Here is a 15,018-nt window from a genome sequence, read left to right on the forward strand (position 1 = left end):
AGGCCGGCGTTTGCCGGCCTTTTTTTGACATTTTCTTCTCCTGTTGCCGCGCTGCTGCCCCGTTGTTCATCTTCCCTTCAGGGACAGAGGCGCTTTTGGAAGCATCAGATCCGCTGAGCTGATTTCCGTCGATTCCCGTGGCGATGCGCCGATTTGCTCCGGCGCAAATCTTTTGCGGGCCGGTTACGCTATGGCCGATCGAGCCCCGAGGGTGGCAGGACCCCTGTATGGACGACCGGCAACGTCGCTGACAGCCGGAGATGGCGGAACTTCGATGCTTGACCTTGCGATTGTTGGTGGCGGTCCGGGTGGCCTGATGAGCGCCTGGTATCTGAGGCGCAAACTCGGCGATCTCTGCAAGGTGACGATCTACGAGGCATCCGACCGGCTCGGCGGCAAGATCGTGACGCGCAAGTTCGATACCGCACCGGCGATGTATGAGGCTGGTGTCGCGGAAATCTACGACTACTCGATGACCGGCCCTGATCCGCTGCGCGAGCTGATCCAGCATTTCGGGCTGCAGACGATTCCGATGGATGCGCTGCAGGTCCAACTCGACGGCGAGCTGCTCGACGACGTGCCGGGGCTGCGCCGCAAATACGGCCCGAAGACGGCCGCTGCGGTCGAGGCGTTCCGCAAGCGTTGTACCGACGTGATGTCGCCGGTCGAATATTACGAGGGCGTCGGCGCCCACGATAACGAGCACCCCTGGGCCTACAAGACCTGCGAAGAGCTGCTCGACGAGGAGGTCGAGGATCCCACGGCCAAGCGCTTCTTCAAGGTGATGTCGCGCTCCGACCTCGCGACCGAGGCCCACAACACCAACGGCCTCAATGCGCTCAAGAACTTCGTGATGGATATCGACGACTATATCGGCCTGTACTCGATTCAGAACGGCAACGAGCAACTGATCGAGTGCCTGCGCTCCGAGGTCGATGCCGACATCCAGCTCAATCATCGCGTGCTCCGCATCGGCAAGACCGAGGCGGGTCGCTACCGGCTCAACATGATGAACGGCAAGGGGCCGGAGACGCGCGAGTTCGATCTCGTCCTGGTGTGCCTGCCGCATTCCTGGCTGTCGACGGTCGGCTGGGAGGGCGAGAAGCTGCGCCAGTCCATGGTCAAGCACATCGCCTATTTCGATCGTCCCGCGCATTATCTGCGCGTCTCGATCCTGTTCGACGAGCCGTTCTGGGGCGAGAAGATTCCGGGCTCCTGGTTCATGTCGGAGGCGTTCGGCGGCTGCTGCATCTACAACGAGGGCTCGCGCCACGATGTCGGCAAGCACGGCGTGCTCAACTGGCTGATCGCGGGCTCGGATGCGCTCGCCTTCGCCAACCTCTCGGACCAGGAGCTGATCGATGCCGCGCTGAAGTCGCTCCCTGCTGCGCTCGGCGACGCGCGCGCACACTTCATGGAAGGCAAGATCCACCGCTGGCTGTCGTCCGTCAACGCGCTGCCCGGCGGTCTGCCGGTACGCGACGTCATGACCAATCACCGGCCTGAGCCGAAGGAGCACCCCGGCATCGTCGTGGTCGGTGACTATCTGTTCGACTCGACCCTGAACGGGCTGCTCGATTCGTCGGACGCCGCCACCGACATCATCCTGACCGAAATGATGCGGCTGCGCCGCGCCCGCTCGCAGGCCGAAACGCCGCTGTCCGACAAGATCGACCGTGACTATTTCGACAATTATCGCGGGCAGGGGCCGTACAGCGAAGCGTGGTCGCAGTTCACCGATCCGGACTATCTGACCAGCCTGATCAAGATCGTTTGGAACCGGGCCGGCAAGGGCAAAGGCTACAAGCTCTTGGTCGCCGGCTCCGCGAGCGGTGAACTGGTGGGAGCGCTCCGCGAGCGCGGCATCGATGCCTGGGGCATCGAGAACAACCGCTACATCCATGGCAAGACGCCGAAGGCGCTGAGGAAATACAACAAGCTCGGCTCGATCACCGATATGCCATTCAAGACCGGTGAGTTCGATTTCGTGTTCGAGACCAGCCTCTGCCATCTCGGTGACAAGCAGGTTGCGCGCGCGATCCGCGAGCTCAACCGCGTCGTCAAGACCGGCCTCGTGTTCGGCTCGATCACCTCGGACATGGCTCCGGCGCTGGTCGACCGCTACGACCTGCTGCGTGGGGTCAAGAAGCTCGGCACCTGGTGGGAGTGGTCGGAGCTGTTCTTCGGCAACGGGTTCGATCTGGCCATGCACCGCCGCGATTGCACCGACGAGGTGTGGGCAGCGACACTCGCGGCCAACAAGGGGCCCGGCCAGTGGTACGCCGACGCCGACAGCCTGCGCTATTCGTTCTTCGACAAGGTCGAGGACGAAGACTAGGCTCGCGGCACAGCCGCCGGCATTTCGAGGCAGGGCCGCGGGCGTTGACCGGCATCTCGATGCTGTCTTGCGTCCGCGGCGCTTGTGACCGTGCTGGTTGCGTGACAGGGCCGCGTCTTGGTCGCGGCGGGTGCGGCACCGTATGGCGAGAATGCTGGCGGCAGGCGGACACAGGTGGTAAAGCCGAGCCGCTTTAATCCGTTACGGTCATACTGGCCGTGCAGGATCGGTTCGTTGAATGGCGCCCAAATCTTCACCGCCGCGAAATCAGACGTCCGCAACGGCAGCTGATCCTGCCGATGATTTGGACAAGCGGGGGCCGGCGGCGGCCGTGCCTGCCGTTCCAAAACCCGGAACAGCGAAGACGTCGGCGACAGAGACGGCTGACGTCGTCGGCGACGATGAGGACGATGACGAGGAGGACGGTGAAGAGGCCGGCCTCGACCTCGACGATGATGACGACGACGAGGATCTCGTCGTCTACACGGCCCGCGAGGCCGCAGGTGCGCTTGCAACCATCTACGGCTTCGTCTCGCCGCTGCTCGCCAGATACAAGAAGATGCTGGCTTTCGTGTCGATCGGCGTCCTGATCGAGACGCTGTTCAACGTCATCATGCCGCTCAGCCTCAAGTTCCTGATCGACGATGCGCTCGGCGAAGAGGATTTCGAGGCGCTCTATCGCATCCTCGGCGTGCTCGCCGCTGCGGGCATCTTCACCTCGATCATTGCCGTGCTCTACGAGCGCTGGGATGCGCGGCTCGCGGCCTGCGTCATCTCGGACGTTCGCACCCGTCTGTTCGATCACGTGCAGAACCTGCCGGCCGCCTATTTCCAGCGTACCAAGCGCGGCGAGATCCTGTCGCGCTTCTCGGTCGACATGTCGGCGTTCGAGAACGTCGTGAAGAGTTTCGCCAACAGCGCTGTGCTGCCGTTCCTCGAGCTGATTGCGGGCATCATTCTGATGCTGTTCCTGAACTGGCAGCTCGCTGCGATCGCGCTGCTGGTGTTTCCGATCACCCTGATCGGCCCGCGTATCCTGACGCCGAAGGCGGTTCAGGCCAATTACGAGCAGAAACTGAACGAAGCGTCGCTGCTCGGCGTGATCCAGGAGAACATCGCGGCGCAAGCCGTCATCAAGGCCTTCAGCCTCCACCGCAAGGTATTCGGCTGGTTCAGCTTCCGCAACGACGCGGCGCGGCGCAAGATGGCCGATGCGATGTTCCTGTCGACCATGGTCGAGCGCACCGTCACGATCTCCGTGCTGCTGCTGCATCTCGTCGTGCTCGCTCTCGGCGCCTATCTCGCCACCAAGGGCCAGATCACGATCGGCACCTTCGTCACCTTCGAGAGCGCATTCTGGGAGGTGTCCTACAACATCGCCCATGTCATGCATTTCGTGCCGGTGTCGATCTCCTCGGCGGCCGCGATCCGGCACATGCAGGAGCTGTTGGACGAGCCGACCCGCGGCGCCGACCGGCCGGGCGCGCCGGATCTGCCCCGCATCAGCCACGACATCACCTTCGAGCGCGTGACCTTCCAGTACGAGGGCAGCGAGACGCCGGTGCTCGACAATCTGAGCCTCAAGCTCGACGTCGGCAAGCGGATCGCGATCGTCGGTCCGTCGGGCTCGGGCAAGAGCACGCTGCTCAACCTGATCCTGCGGCTCTACGTACCCGATGAAGGCCGCGTCACCATCGACGGCGTCGACATCCGCAAGGTGACGCGCGATTCGCTTCGCGGCAGCATGGCCGTGGTGTTCCAGGACAACATGCTGTTCAACATGTCGCTGCGGGAGAACATCCGGCTCGGCAAGGAGGGCGCCACCGACGCGGAGGTGGAGGAGGCGGCCAAGAAGGCCGAGATCCACCGCTACATCATGAGCCTGCCGCAGAAATACGACACCATCGTCGGCGAGCGCGGCGACACGCTGTCCGGTGGACAGCGCCAGCGCATCGCGATCGCCCGCGCCATCATCCGCAACCCGTCCGTGCTGCTGCTCGACGAGGCCACTTCGGCGCTGGACCAGACCACGGAAGCCGCGATCAACCGCACCCTGCTCAAGGTCGCCAAGGGCCGCACCATGATCTGGTCGACCCACCGCCTGACCTCGGTGGTCGAGATGGACGAGATCATCGTCATCTCCGGCGGCCGGGCGATCGAGCGCGGCAGCCACGCCGAGCTCTTGGCGAAGAATGGGACCTATCGCAAGCTCTGGGATGACCAGGGCCATCAGCCGAGCCGGCAGGATCAGGCCGACGACGACAGCGATGACGAGGAGGACGACGACGAGGAGGATGATGACGAGGAATAGACGTTGAGCGGCGCATTGGTCTTCGTCAGCCGCTGCCGAACCCCGCGGCCGAGCGAGACGGCAAAGCGCGCCCAGCGTTGCGCCTGCCAATAGGGGCTGGCCCCGATCGAGACCGATCGGAAATTCCATGCCTTCTCGAGCGACCACGCATCGCAGGCCGTCTTGACCGGGTCCGCATAGAAGGCCGCGATCTTGGCCTCGCCCATGCCGTCAGTCGCCAGCCAGCGCGGAATGTGGACGTTGCAGAGGCGCTCGACATCGGTGAACACCTTGTCGGAACCGGTGCCGGTGACGGGGCAGGTGGTGCAGAAGGCGTCGCCGACGAGCACGACACCCGGCATGCGGTACCCGCTGTTGATGGTGAGATCGGCGGGCCGGACCCGCACCTCGCCGCTCACGGCGTACTCGCCCGTGATCCGCCGCAGGCCGGGCAGGGCGGCGGCCAGCGTTTCGACTGGGTTGCGGCGGATCGCCCGAAGCCAGGGATCATCGACCTCGCGGTAGGCGAACAGGTTCGCCCGCATGCGCTCGCCGATCGGGAACAGGGTGATGTAGGGCACCCGCGCCTTGGCTCGTTCCTGGAAATAGGTCATGGCCGGGAATGGGAAGGCGGAACGGCCGACCGGCGTCAGGTCGAACCCGATCGAGATCGAATGGGCGGGGCTGGTGATCGTGCGGGTGATTCCCAGCATGTGCCGCAGCCCGACGTTCAGCCCGTTGGCGAGCACGACGAGGCGGGCGGAGATCGTCTGCCCGTTGGACAGCACGACCGACTGGCGATCCTCGGTTGGCGTGATCGCTACGGCCTTGGCGACGATTCGCGTCACAGCGCCTGGGATCTGGTCGCGCACCGCCGTCACGAGCGCATCATACGGAATGCCGTATTGCTGGACCTGAGCCCGTTCGAGCACGTAGCCGAATCGGGCGATCCAGTTCTCCGGGGCCAGGGTGGCTTGGGTCAACGCCTTGTCGGCGATCCCGGTGCGACGGAATCGGCCGATCTGCTCGGCACCGGAGATCTTCTCGATTCGAAAGTCGGGCGGGGAGACCGCGTGGGGATCGACGAGAATCGCGGGGATGCCGGCCATTCCGAGCATGGCGGCCGTGATCGAGCCGCTCAGGCCGCCGCCAATGATCGCAATGTCGGTATATTCTGTCACCAGGCGCCTCGTCGCGGCGCCATCCTTGTCGGCCAAAGCCGAAAAAAGCCTTATCTTCGATGTTTCTGGACATGTCCCGGGCTGGAGAGGCGCCTGCACTCGCAGGGCTGTGCGGTCTGCAGATACCTCGGACGGCGGGGGCCCTGTCGGGACCGGAAACCGCAGCGGCCAGAAGCGCTTCTTTGCGCGTCCTGCGGCGTCGTTTTGCTTGACTTGGATATTTACCGCTTATAAAAGGCCGGCACTCAACGACAGGCGGTGAGCTTCGCCAGCGTCGGTACGGATCACCCAGACCACCCGAAACCGGGCGGGACGGGCACCACCCTCGACGAATGCCGCTCAAACGCTGTCGATCATAGCTAGGCAATGCCAAAACGATATTAGATCTCTCGAGCTCGTTCTCCTGAGACCAATTTCGGATGCATGACCTCGGTAGGCCGCCCGCCAGCGCAAGCTGACTGGTGGTGATCGCGGTCCTCTGTGGCGTCAAGCGCTTTCCGTTCAGCGATGGACGGTTGGCGCGATTTCGTTTTGCGTGGGTTTTGATCGCGCGAAACGGCCCGGTGAGGCGGGGAACCTCGAACAGAATTTGCGGAAGCCGGTCGCGGTCTCCGTGCGAACGTTGAGAAGGGTGAAGGCCAAGATGCCGACGATCAACCAGCTGATCGCAAATCCGCGCGAAGTGCAGAAGTCGCGCAAGAAGGTGCCGGCGCTGCAGCAGTCGCCGCAGAAGCGTGGCGTTTGCACGCGCGTCTACACCACGACCCCGAAGAAGCCGAACTCGGCGCTTCGTAAGGTCGCCAAGGTGCGCCTGACCAACGGCTTCGAGGTGATCGGCTACATTCCGGGTGAAGGCCATAACCTGCAGGAGCACTCGGTGGTCATGATCCGCGGCGGCCGCGTCAAGGACTTGCCGGGCGTGCGCTATCACATCCTCCGCGGCGTGCTGGATACCCAGGGCGTCAAGAACCGTAAGCAGCGCCGTTCGAAGTATGGCGCGAAGCGTCCGAAGTAAGACGTTCGAGAGAAGCGGGAACAAGATCACATGTCGCGTCGCCATTCAGCCGAAAAGCGTGAAGTGCTTCCGGATCCGAAGTTCGGGAACATCATTGTCACCAAGTTCATGAACTCGGTGATGTACGCCGGCAAGAAGTCGGTCGCCGAAGGTATCGTCTACGGCGCGTTCGGCATCATCGAGGCCAAGACCAAGCAGAGCCCGCTGACGGTGTTCGAGCAGGCCCTCGAAAACGTCATGCCGACCATCGAGGTTCGCTCCCGTCGCGTCGGCGGTGCGACCTACCAGGTGCCGGTCGAAGTTCGTTCGACCCGCCGGCAGGCGCTGGGCATCCGCTGGCTGATCTCGGCCGCGCGCGACCGCAACGAGAAGACGATGACCGAGCGGCTTTCGGCGGAGCTGCTCGACGCCTCGAACAATCGGGGTAACGCCGTGAAGAAGCGTGAAGACGTGCACCGGATGGCGGAAGCCAACCGCGCCTTCTCGCACTATCGCTGGTAACGGCGACCCGAACGGAAATCAGGGAACACACCCATGCCCCGCCAACACGCCATCGAAGACTATCGCAACTTCGGCATCATGGCGCATATCGACGCCGGCAAGACCACGACGACCGAGCGCATCCTCTATTATACCGGCAAGAGCCACAAGATCGGCGAAGTGCACGAAGGTGCCGCGACGATGGACTGGATGGAGCAGGAGCAGGAGCGTGGCATCACGATCACCTCGGCTGCGACCACTGCGTTCTGGAACGGCAAGCGCCTGAACATCATCGACACCCCCGGCCACGTCGACTTCACCATCGAGGTCGAGCGCAGCTTGCGGGTGCTCGACGGCGCCGTGTGCGTTCTCGACTCCAACCAGGGCGTCGAGCCGCAGACCGAGACCGTCTGGCGCCAGGGCGACAAGTACAAGGTTCCGCGCATCGTCTTCGCCAACAAGATGGACAAGACCGGTGCCGACTTCTTCAAGTGCCTGGCCGACATCGTCGATCGCCTGGGCGCGAAGCCTGTTGCGATCCAGCTGCCGATCGGCGCCGAGAACAATTTCAAGGGCTGCATCGATCTCGTGACGATGAAGGCGATCGTCTGGAACGACGAGGCGCTCGGCGCGAAGTTCGACTACGTCGAGATCCCGGCTGATCTCGCCGACCAGGCCAAGGAATATCGCGAGAAGCTGGTGGAGGCCGCCGTCGAGCTCGACGACGACGCGCTCACCGCGTTCCTGGACGGCAAGGAGCCGGACGAGGCGACTCTGAAGCGCCTGATCCGCAAGGCCGTGCTGACCGGCGCGTTCTATCCGGTGCTGTGCGGCTCGGCCTTCAAGAACAAGGGCGTGCAGCCGTTGCTCGACGCCGTCGTCGACTATCTGCCGTCGCCGCTCGACGTGCCTGCGATCAAGGGCACCGACGACAAGGGCAACGAGGTCGTGCGCAAGGCGGACGACAAGGAGCCGCTGGCGCTGCTCGCGTTCAAGATCATGGACGACCCCTTCGTCGGCACGATCACGTTCTGCCGCATCTATTCGGGCATCCTGACCTCGGGCACCGGCGTGGTGAACTCGACCCGCGAGAAGAAGGAGCGCATCGGCCGCATGCTGCTGATGCATGCGAACAACCGCGAGGACATCAAGGAAGCCTATGCCGGCGACATCGTCGCCCTCGCAGGCCTCAAGGAAGCCCGCACCGGTGACACGCTGTGCGATCCGTCCAACCAGGTGATCCTGGAAAAGATGGAATTCCCGGAGCCGGTCATCGAGATTGCGATCGAGCCGAAGTCGAAGGCCGACCAGGAGAAGCTCGGCGTCGCGCTGGCGAAGCTGGCCGCTGAGGATCCGTCCTTCCGCGTGTCGACCGATCACGAGTCGGGCCAGACCATCCTCAAGGGGATGGGCGAGCTCCATCTCGACATCAAGGTCGACATCCTCAAGCGCACCTACAAGGTCGATGCGAACATCGGCGCGCCGCAGGTGGCGTTCCGTGAGCGTATCACCAAGCCGGCCAACGTGGACTACACCCACAAGAAGCAGACCGGTGGTACCGGCCAGTTCGCGGCCGTGAGCCTCGTGGTCGAGCCGAACGAGCCCGGTGGCGGCTACGTGTTCGAGTCCAAGATCGTCGGCGGTGCGGTTCCGAAGGAATACATCCCGGGCGTCGAGAAGGGCATCGAGAGCGTGCTCGGCGCGGGCGTCGTCGCCGGCTTCCCGGTGGTCGACGTCAAGGTGGCGCTGGTCGACGGCAAGTATCACGATGTCGACTCGTCGGCGCTGGCCTTCGAAATCGCCTCTCGTGCGGCTTTCCGCGAGGCGCTGCAGAAGGGCAAGTCGGTTCTGCTCGAGCCGATCATGAAGGTCGAGGTGGTGACCCCGGAAGACTACACCGGCTCGGTCATCGGCGACCTGAACTCGCGTCGTGGCCAGATCCAGGGCCAGGACATGCGCGGCAATGCCAACGTCATCAACGCGATGGTGCCGCTCATGAACATGTTCGGTTACGTGAACAACCTGCGCTCCATGAGCCAGGGGCGCGCGACCTTCACGATGCAGTTCTCGCACTACGCTGAAGCGCCGGCCAACGTGTCGGCCGAAGTCCAGAAGAAGTTTGCCTGATTGTCGTTAGCTCAAGTTAGCGACTGAACGGAGAGTCAAATGGCCAAAGCTAAGTTTGAACGTAACAAGCCCCACTGCAACATCGGCACCATCGGTCACGTCGACCACGGCAAGACCTCGCTGACGGCTGCAATCACCAAGATCCTGGCCGAGACGGGCGGTGCGACGTTCACTGCCTACGACCAGATCGACAAGGCCCCGGAAGAGAAGGCGCGCGGCATCACCATCTCGACCGCGCACGTCGAGTACGAGACCAAGAACCGCCACTACGCCCACGTCGATTGCCCCGGCCACGCCGACTACGTGAAGAACATGATCACCGGCGCTGCCCAGATGGACGGCGCGATCCTGGTCGTGTCGGCCGCTGACGGCCCGATGCCGCAGACCCGTGAGCACATCCTGCTCGCTCGCCAGGTCGGCGTGCCGGCGCTGGTCGTGTTCCTCAACAAGTGCGACATGGTCGACGATCCCGAGCTGCTGGAGCTCGTCGAGCTCGAGGTCCGCGAGCTGCTCTCGAAGTACGAATTCCCGGGCGACAAGATCCCGATCATCAAGGGCTCGGCGCTGGCCGCTCTGGAAGATTCGGACAAGAAGCTCGGCCACGACGCCATCCTCGAGCTGATGCGCAATGTCGACGAGTACATTCCGCAGCCGGAGCGTCCGATCGACCAGCCCTTCCTGATGCCGGTCGAAGACGTGTTCTCGATCTCGGGCCGCGGCACCGTGGTGACCGGCCGTGTCGAGCGCGGCATCATCAAGGTCGGTGAGGAAATCGAGATCGTCGGCATCCGTCCGACCCAGAAGACCACCGTCACCGGCGTTGAAATGTTCCGCAAGCTGCTCGATCAGGGCCAGGCCGGTGACAACATCGGCGCGCTGCTCCGCGGCACCAAGCGCGAGGACGTCGAGCGCGGCCAAGTGCTGTGCAAGCCGGGTTCGGTCAAGCCGCACACCAAGTTCAAGGCTGAGGCCTACATCCTCACGAAGGAAGAGGGTGGCCGTCACACGCCGTTCTTCACCAACTATCGGCCGCAGTTCTACTTCCGCACGACCGACGTGACCGGCGTCGTTCACCTGCCGGAAGGCACCGAGATGGTGATGCCGGGCGACAACATTGCGATGGAAGTGCACCTGATCGTGCCGATCGCGATGGAGGAGAAGCTGCGCTTCGCCATCCGCGAGGGCGGCCGCACCGTCGGCGCCGGCGTCGTCGCCTCGATCATCGAGTAACAACAGCGAATAGGGAATGGCGGGTGGCGAATGGAGATTGTCCATTCGCCGTTCGCTACTCGCCACTCACTACTCACAGAAAGATACGGCAATGAACGGCCAAAATATCCGCATCCGTCTCAAGGCGTTTGACCATCGTATCCTCGATACGTCGACGCGCGAGATCGTCAACACGGCGAAACGGACCGGCGCGCAGGTTCGCGGACCCATTCCGCTGCCGACCCGCATCGAGAAGTTCACCGTGAACCGTTCGCCGCACGTCGACAAGAAGAGCCGCGAGCAGTTCGAGATGCGCACTCACAAGCGCCTGCTCGACATCGTCGATCCGACCCCGCAGACCGTCGATGCTCTCATGAAGCTCGATCTGGCCGCCGGCGTCGACGTCGAGATCAAGCTCTAAGTTTTTGGATTCACGTTCGCACCTCACGCGGACATAGAGAAGAACAGGAAGCACGCCGATGCGCTCCGGAGTGATCGCACAAAAGGTCGGGATGACGCGGGTCTTCACGGAGACCGGCGAACATATCCCCGTGACCGTGCTGAAGCTCGGCAATTGCCAGGTGGTCGGTCACCGCACCACCGAGAAGAACGGCTACGTCGCGCTGCAGCTCGGCAGCGGCAGCCGCAAGACGGTCTACATGCCGAAGGCGGAGCGCGGCCAGTTCGCGGTCGCCAAGGTCGAGCCGAAGCGCAAGCTCGCCGAGTTCCGTGTCAGCGAGGATTCGCTGATCCCGGTCGGCGCCGAGATCCAGGCCGACCATTTCGTCGTCGGCCAGTTCGTCGACGTCACCGGCACCTCGGTCGGCAAGGGCTTCGCCGGCGGCATGAAGCGCTGGAACTTCGGCGGTCTGCGCGCCACGCACGGTGTGTCGATCTCGCATCGTTCGATCGGTTCGACCGGTGGCCGTCAGGACCCCGGCAAGACCTGGAAGAACAAGAAGATGCCCGGTCACATGGGCGTCGATCGCATCACCACGCTGAACCTGCGTGTGGTGCAGACGGACGTCGAGCGCGGCCTGATCCTGGTGGAAGGCGCGGTGCCCGGCTCCAAGGGGGGCTGGATCTCGGTGCGCGACGCCGTCAAGAAGCCGCTGCCGAAGGAAGCGCCGAAGCCCGGCAAGTTCAAGGTCGCGGGTGAGCAGGCTGCCGAAGCGCCGGCCGTGCAGGAGGGCGCATAAATGGAACTGAAAGTCACTACGCTCGAGGGCAAGGAAGCCGGCTCCGTCCAGCTGTCCGACGCCATCTTCGGTCTGGAGCCGCGTGCCGACATCATCGCGCGCTGCGTCCAGTGGCAGCTCAACAAGCGTCAGGCCGGCACCCACAAGGCCAAGGGCCGCGCCGAGATCTGGCGCACCGGCAAGAAGATGTACAAGCAGAAGGGCACCGGCGGTGCTCGTCATGGCTCGGCTCGTGTGCCGCAGTTCCGTGGCGGCGGCCGCGCCTTCGGTCCGGTCGTGCGCTCGCATGCGACCGACCTGCCGAAGAAGGTCCGTGCGCTGGCGCTGAAGCATGCGCTGTCGGCCAAGGCCAAAGACGGTGATCTGGTCGTGCTGGAGAACGCCACCCTGGAGGCGGCGAAGACCAAGGCGCTGATCGGTCACTTCTCGGGTCTCGGCCTGACCAACGCCCTGATCATCGACGGCGCCGAGCTGCATACCGGCTTCACCAATGCCGCCCGCAACATTCCGAACATGGACGTGCTGCCGATCCAGGGCATCAACGTCTACGACATCCTGCGCCGTCAGAAGCTCGTGCTGACCAAGGCGGCGATCGATGCGCTGGAGGCGCGCTTCAAATGAAGACCATCGATCCGCGCCACTACGACATCATCATCGCGCCGGTCGTGACCGAGAAGGCGACCTTCGCCTCGGAGCACAACAAGGTTCTGTTCAAGGTGGCCGCCAAGGCGACCAAGCCGCAGATCAAGGAAGCGATCGAGAAGCTGTTCGACGTCAAGGTCAAGAGCGTCAACACGCTCGTCCGCAAGGGCAAGACCAAGGTGTTCCGCGGCAATTTCGGTTCGCAATCGGACAGCAAGCGCGCGATCGTGACCCTCGAAGAGGGCCACCGTATCGACGTGACCACCGGACTGTAAGGCTGAGCTGCCATGGCACTGAAGACATTCAATCCCACGACGCCCGGCCAGCGCCAGCTGGTGATGGTCGATCGTTCGGCCCTCTACAAGGGCAAGCCGGTCAAGGCGCTGACCGAAGGCAAGCAGTCGAGCGGCGGTCGCAACAACACCGGCCGCATCACCGTTCGCTTCCTCGGCGGCGGTCACAAGCAGTCGTACCGCACGGTCGACTTCAAGCGCGACAAGGTCGACGTTCCCGCGACCGTCGAGCGCCTGGAGTATGATCCGAACCGGACCGCCTTCATCGCGCTGGTCAAGTATCAGGACGGCGAGCTCGCCTACATCCTGGCGCCGCAGCGACTGGCGGTCGGCGACACCATCGTCGCCGGCAACTATGTCGACGTGAAGCCGGGCAACGTCATGCCGCTGGGCAACATGCCGGTCGGCACGATCGTGCACAACATCGAGGTCAAGATCGGGAAGGGCGGCCAGCTCGCGCGTTCGGCCGGCACCTACGCCCAGATCGTCGGCCGCGACCAGGACTACGTGATCGTCCGCCTGAACTCGGGCGAGCAGCGCCTGGTGCACGGCCGCTGCCGCGGCACCATCGGTGCGGTGTCGAACCCGGACCACATGAACACCTCGATCGGCAAGGCCGGCCGCAAGCGTTGGATGGGCCGCAGGCCTCACAACCGCGGTGTCGCGATGAACCCGATCGACCATCCGCACGGCGGCGGCGAAGGCCGTACCTCGGGCGGTCGTCACCCGGTCACTCCGTGGGGCAAGCCTACCAAGGGCAAGAAGACCCGCACCAACAAGTCGACCGATAAATTCATTCTCTTGAGCCGCCACAAGCGGAAGAAGTAAGGAACGACGGACATGGTTCGTTCAGTCTGGAAAGGCCCGTTCGTCGAGGCGTCGCTGCTCAAGAAGGCAGATGCGGCGCGCGCGTCCGGCCGTCACGACGTCATCAAGATCTGGAGCCGCCGCTCGACCATCCTGCCGCAGTTCGTCGGCCTGACGTTCGGCGTCTACAACGGCCAGAAGCACGTGCCGGTGGCGATCAACGAAGAGATGGTCGGCCACAAGTTCGGCGAGTTCTCGCCGACCCGCACCTTCCACGGCCATTCGGGCGATAAGAAAGCCAAGAAGGCTTGAGGATTAAGCGATGAGCAAACCAAAGCGCGAACGGAGCCTCCCCGAAAACGAGGCCAAGGCTGTGGCCCGGATGCTTCGGGTGAGCCCGCAGAAGCTGAACCTGGTGGCGCAGATGATCCGCGGCCGCAAGGCGTCGGCCGCCCTCGCCGACCTGCAGTTCTCGCGCAAGCGGATTGCGGTCGACGTCAAGAAGTGCCTGGAATCGGCGATCGCCAATGCCGAGAACAATCACGAGCTCGAGGTCGACGATCTCGTCGTCTCGCAGGCTTTCGTCGGCAAGGGAATCGTGATGAAGCGTTTCTCGCCGCGCGGCCGTGGCCGTTCGGGCCGAGTTTTCAAACCGTTTTCGCAGCTGACGATCATTGTGCGTCAGGTCGAGGCGAGCGCTTAAAGCAGGCGCTGGGAGAATACGATGGGTCAAAAGATCAATCCGATCGGTCTGCGTCTCGGCATCAACCGGACCTGGGATTCGCGCTGGTTCGCTGGCAAGGCCGAGTACGGCAAGCTGCTGCATGAAGACGTCAAGATCCGCGAGATCCTGCACAAGGAGCTCAAGCAGGCGGCCGTCGCCCGCATCGTGATCGAGCGTCCGCACAAGAAGTGCCGCGTCACGATCCACTCGGCGCGTCCGGGCGTCGTGATCGGCAAGAAGGGCGCGGACATCGACAAGCTGCGCAAGCGCGTCGCCGACATCACCTCGTCGGACGTCGTCATCAACATCGTCGAGATCCGCAAGCCGGAGCTCGATGCGACCCTGGTCGCCGAGTCGATCGCCCAGCAGCTCGAGCGCCGCGTCGCGTTCCGCCGCGCCATGAAGCGCGCCGTGCAGTCGGCGATGCGTCTCGGTGCCGAGGGCATCCGCATCAACTGCTCGGGTCGTCTGGGCGGCGCGGAAATCGCCCGCATGGAGTGGTATCGCGAGGGCCGGGTGCCGCTGCACACGCTGCGCGCCGACATCGACTACGGTGTGGCCACCGCGTTCACCACCTTCGGCACTTGCGGCGTGAAGGTCTGGATCTTCAAGGGCGAGATCCTCGAGCACGATCCGATGGCACAGGACAAGCGGATGAACGAAGGCGGCGGCGAGAGCTCGCAGCCCCGGTCGCGCCGCGACGCGGCCTGATC

15 protein-coding genes are annotated in these 15,018 nt (G+C 63.8%); 14 read left to right on the plus strand and 1 reads right to left on the minus strand.

Annotation, left to right across the window (positions count from 1 at the left end):
- Nucleotides 1–274 precede the first annotated feature (274 nt).
- On the plus strand, nucleotides 275–2,338 hold the full coding sequence (locus QX048_RS27585; protein ID WP_315714567.1) for an FAD-dependent oxidoreductase: 2,064 nt from the start codon (nucleotides 275–277) through the stop codon (nucleotides 2,336–2,338).
- A gap of 238 nt (nucleotides 2,339–2,576) precedes the next feature.
- Nucleotides 2,577–4,649 carry an ABC transporter ATP-binding protein gene (locus QX048_RS27590; protein WP_315714566.1) on the plus strand — a complete coding sequence of 691 codons (2,073 nt, stop codon included), beginning with the start codon at nucleotides 2,577–2,579 and terminating at the stop codon, nucleotides 4,647–4,649.
- Here the strand turns inward: QX048_RS27590 and QX048_RS27595 are convergent.
- Nucleotides 4,586–5,809, minus strand: coding sequence for an NAD(P)/FAD-dependent oxidoreductase (locus tag QX048_RS27595; RefSeq protein ID WP_315714565.1), 1,224 nt, complete (start codon nucleotides 5,807–5,809; stop codon nucleotides 4,586–4,588). The genes QX048_RS27590 and QX048_RS27595 overlap by 64 nt on opposite strands.
- Before the next feature lie 643 nt (nucleotides 5,810–6,452).
- Here QX048_RS27595 and rpsL point away from each other — a divergent pair.
- The 12 genes from rpsL (at nucleotide 6,453) to rpsC (ending at nucleotide 15,016) form a co-directional block, all read left to right on the plus strand.
- Complete coding sequence (gene rpsL / locus QX048_RS27600) at nucleotides 6,453–6,824, plus strand: 30S ribosomal protein S12 (RefSeq protein ID WP_006611834.1); 372 nt, start codon at nucleotides 6,453–6,455, stop codon at nucleotides 6,822–6,824.
- A gap of 30 nt (nucleotides 6,825–6,854) precedes the next feature.
- Nucleotides 6,855–7,325 (plus strand): 30S ribosomal protein S7, encoded by a 471-nt coding sequence (gene rpsG, locus QX048_RS27605; RefSeq protein WP_006611835.1) that lies wholly within the window; start codon nucleotides 6,855–6,857, stop codon nucleotides 7,323–7,325.
- A gap of 33 nt (nucleotides 7,326–7,358) precedes the next feature.
- Nucleotides 7,359–9,431: an elongation factor G gene (gene fusA, locus QX048_RS27610; RefSeq protein WP_315714564.1), complete on the plus strand. Its 2,073-nt coding sequence runs from the start codon at nucleotides 7,359–7,361 to the stop codon at nucleotides 9,429–9,431.
- A gap of 39 nt (nucleotides 9,432–9,470) precedes the next feature.
- Entirely contained in the window at nucleotides 9,471–10,661 is a 1,191-nt protein-coding gene (gene tuf, locus QX048_RS27615; protein ID WP_006611837.1) for an elongation factor Tu, read from the plus strand.
- 91 nt (nucleotides 10,662–10,752) lie between these two features.
- Nucleotides 10,753–11,061: a 30S ribosomal protein S10 gene (gene rpsJ, locus QX048_RS27620; RefSeq protein ID WP_002712302.1), complete on the plus strand. Its 309-nt coding sequence runs from the start codon at nucleotides 10,753–10,755 to the stop codon at nucleotides 11,059–11,061.
- 58 nt (nucleotides 11,062–11,119) lie between these two features.
- Nucleotides 11,120–11,839 (plus strand): 50S ribosomal protein L3, encoded by a 720-nt coding sequence (gene rplC, locus QX048_RS27625; protein ID WP_006611838.1) that lies wholly within the window; start codon nucleotides 11,120–11,122, stop codon nucleotides 11,837–11,839.
- A complete protein-coding gene (gene rplD, locus QX048_RS27630; protein WP_315714563.1) occupies nucleotides 11,840–12,460 on the plus strand; it encodes a 50S ribosomal protein L4 in 621 nt (206 codons plus the stop codon).
- Nucleotides 12,457–12,756 carry a 50S ribosomal protein L23 gene (locus tag QX048_RS27635; protein WP_172108066.1) on the plus strand — a complete coding sequence of 100 codons (300 nt, stop codon included), beginning with the start codon at nucleotides 12,457–12,459 and terminating at the stop codon, nucleotides 12,754–12,756. Before rplD ends, QX048_RS27635 begins: the two co-directional genes overlap by 4 nt.
- Before the next feature lie 12 nt (nucleotides 12,757–12,768).
- Complete coding sequence (rplB, locus tag QX048_RS27640) at nucleotides 12,769–13,602, plus strand: 50S ribosomal protein L2 (protein ID WP_006611841.1); 834 nt, start codon at nucleotides 12,769–12,771, stop codon at nucleotides 13,600–13,602.
- A 12-nt stretch (nucleotides 13,603–13,614) separates the two neighbouring features.
- A complete protein-coding gene (gene rpsS / locus QX048_RS27645) occupies nucleotides 13,615–13,893 on the plus strand; it encodes a 30S ribosomal protein S19 (protein WP_006611842.1) in 279 nt (92 codons plus the stop codon).
- A 10-nt stretch (nucleotides 13,894–13,903) separates the two neighbouring features.
- A complete protein-coding gene (gene rplV, locus QX048_RS27650) occupies nucleotides 13,904–14,284 on the plus strand; it encodes a 50S ribosomal protein L22 (RefSeq protein ID WP_315714562.1) in 381 nt (126 codons plus the stop codon).
- Nucleotides 14,285–14,305: 21 nt separating this feature from the next.
- Nucleotides 14,306–15,016, plus strand: coding sequence for a 30S ribosomal protein S3 (gene rpsC, locus QX048_RS27655; RefSeq protein ID WP_012045041.1), 711 nt, complete (start codon nucleotides 14,306–14,308; stop codon nucleotides 15,014–15,016).
- Nucleotides 15,017–15,018: the final 2 nt, after the last annotated feature.

Origin of the sequence: Bradyrhizobium sp. SZCCHNS30572 (assembly GCF_032484415.1) — a bacterium.
Classification (GTDB): Bacteria; Pseudomonadota; Alphaproteobacteria; order Rhizobiales; family Xanthobacteraceae; genus Bradyrhizobium.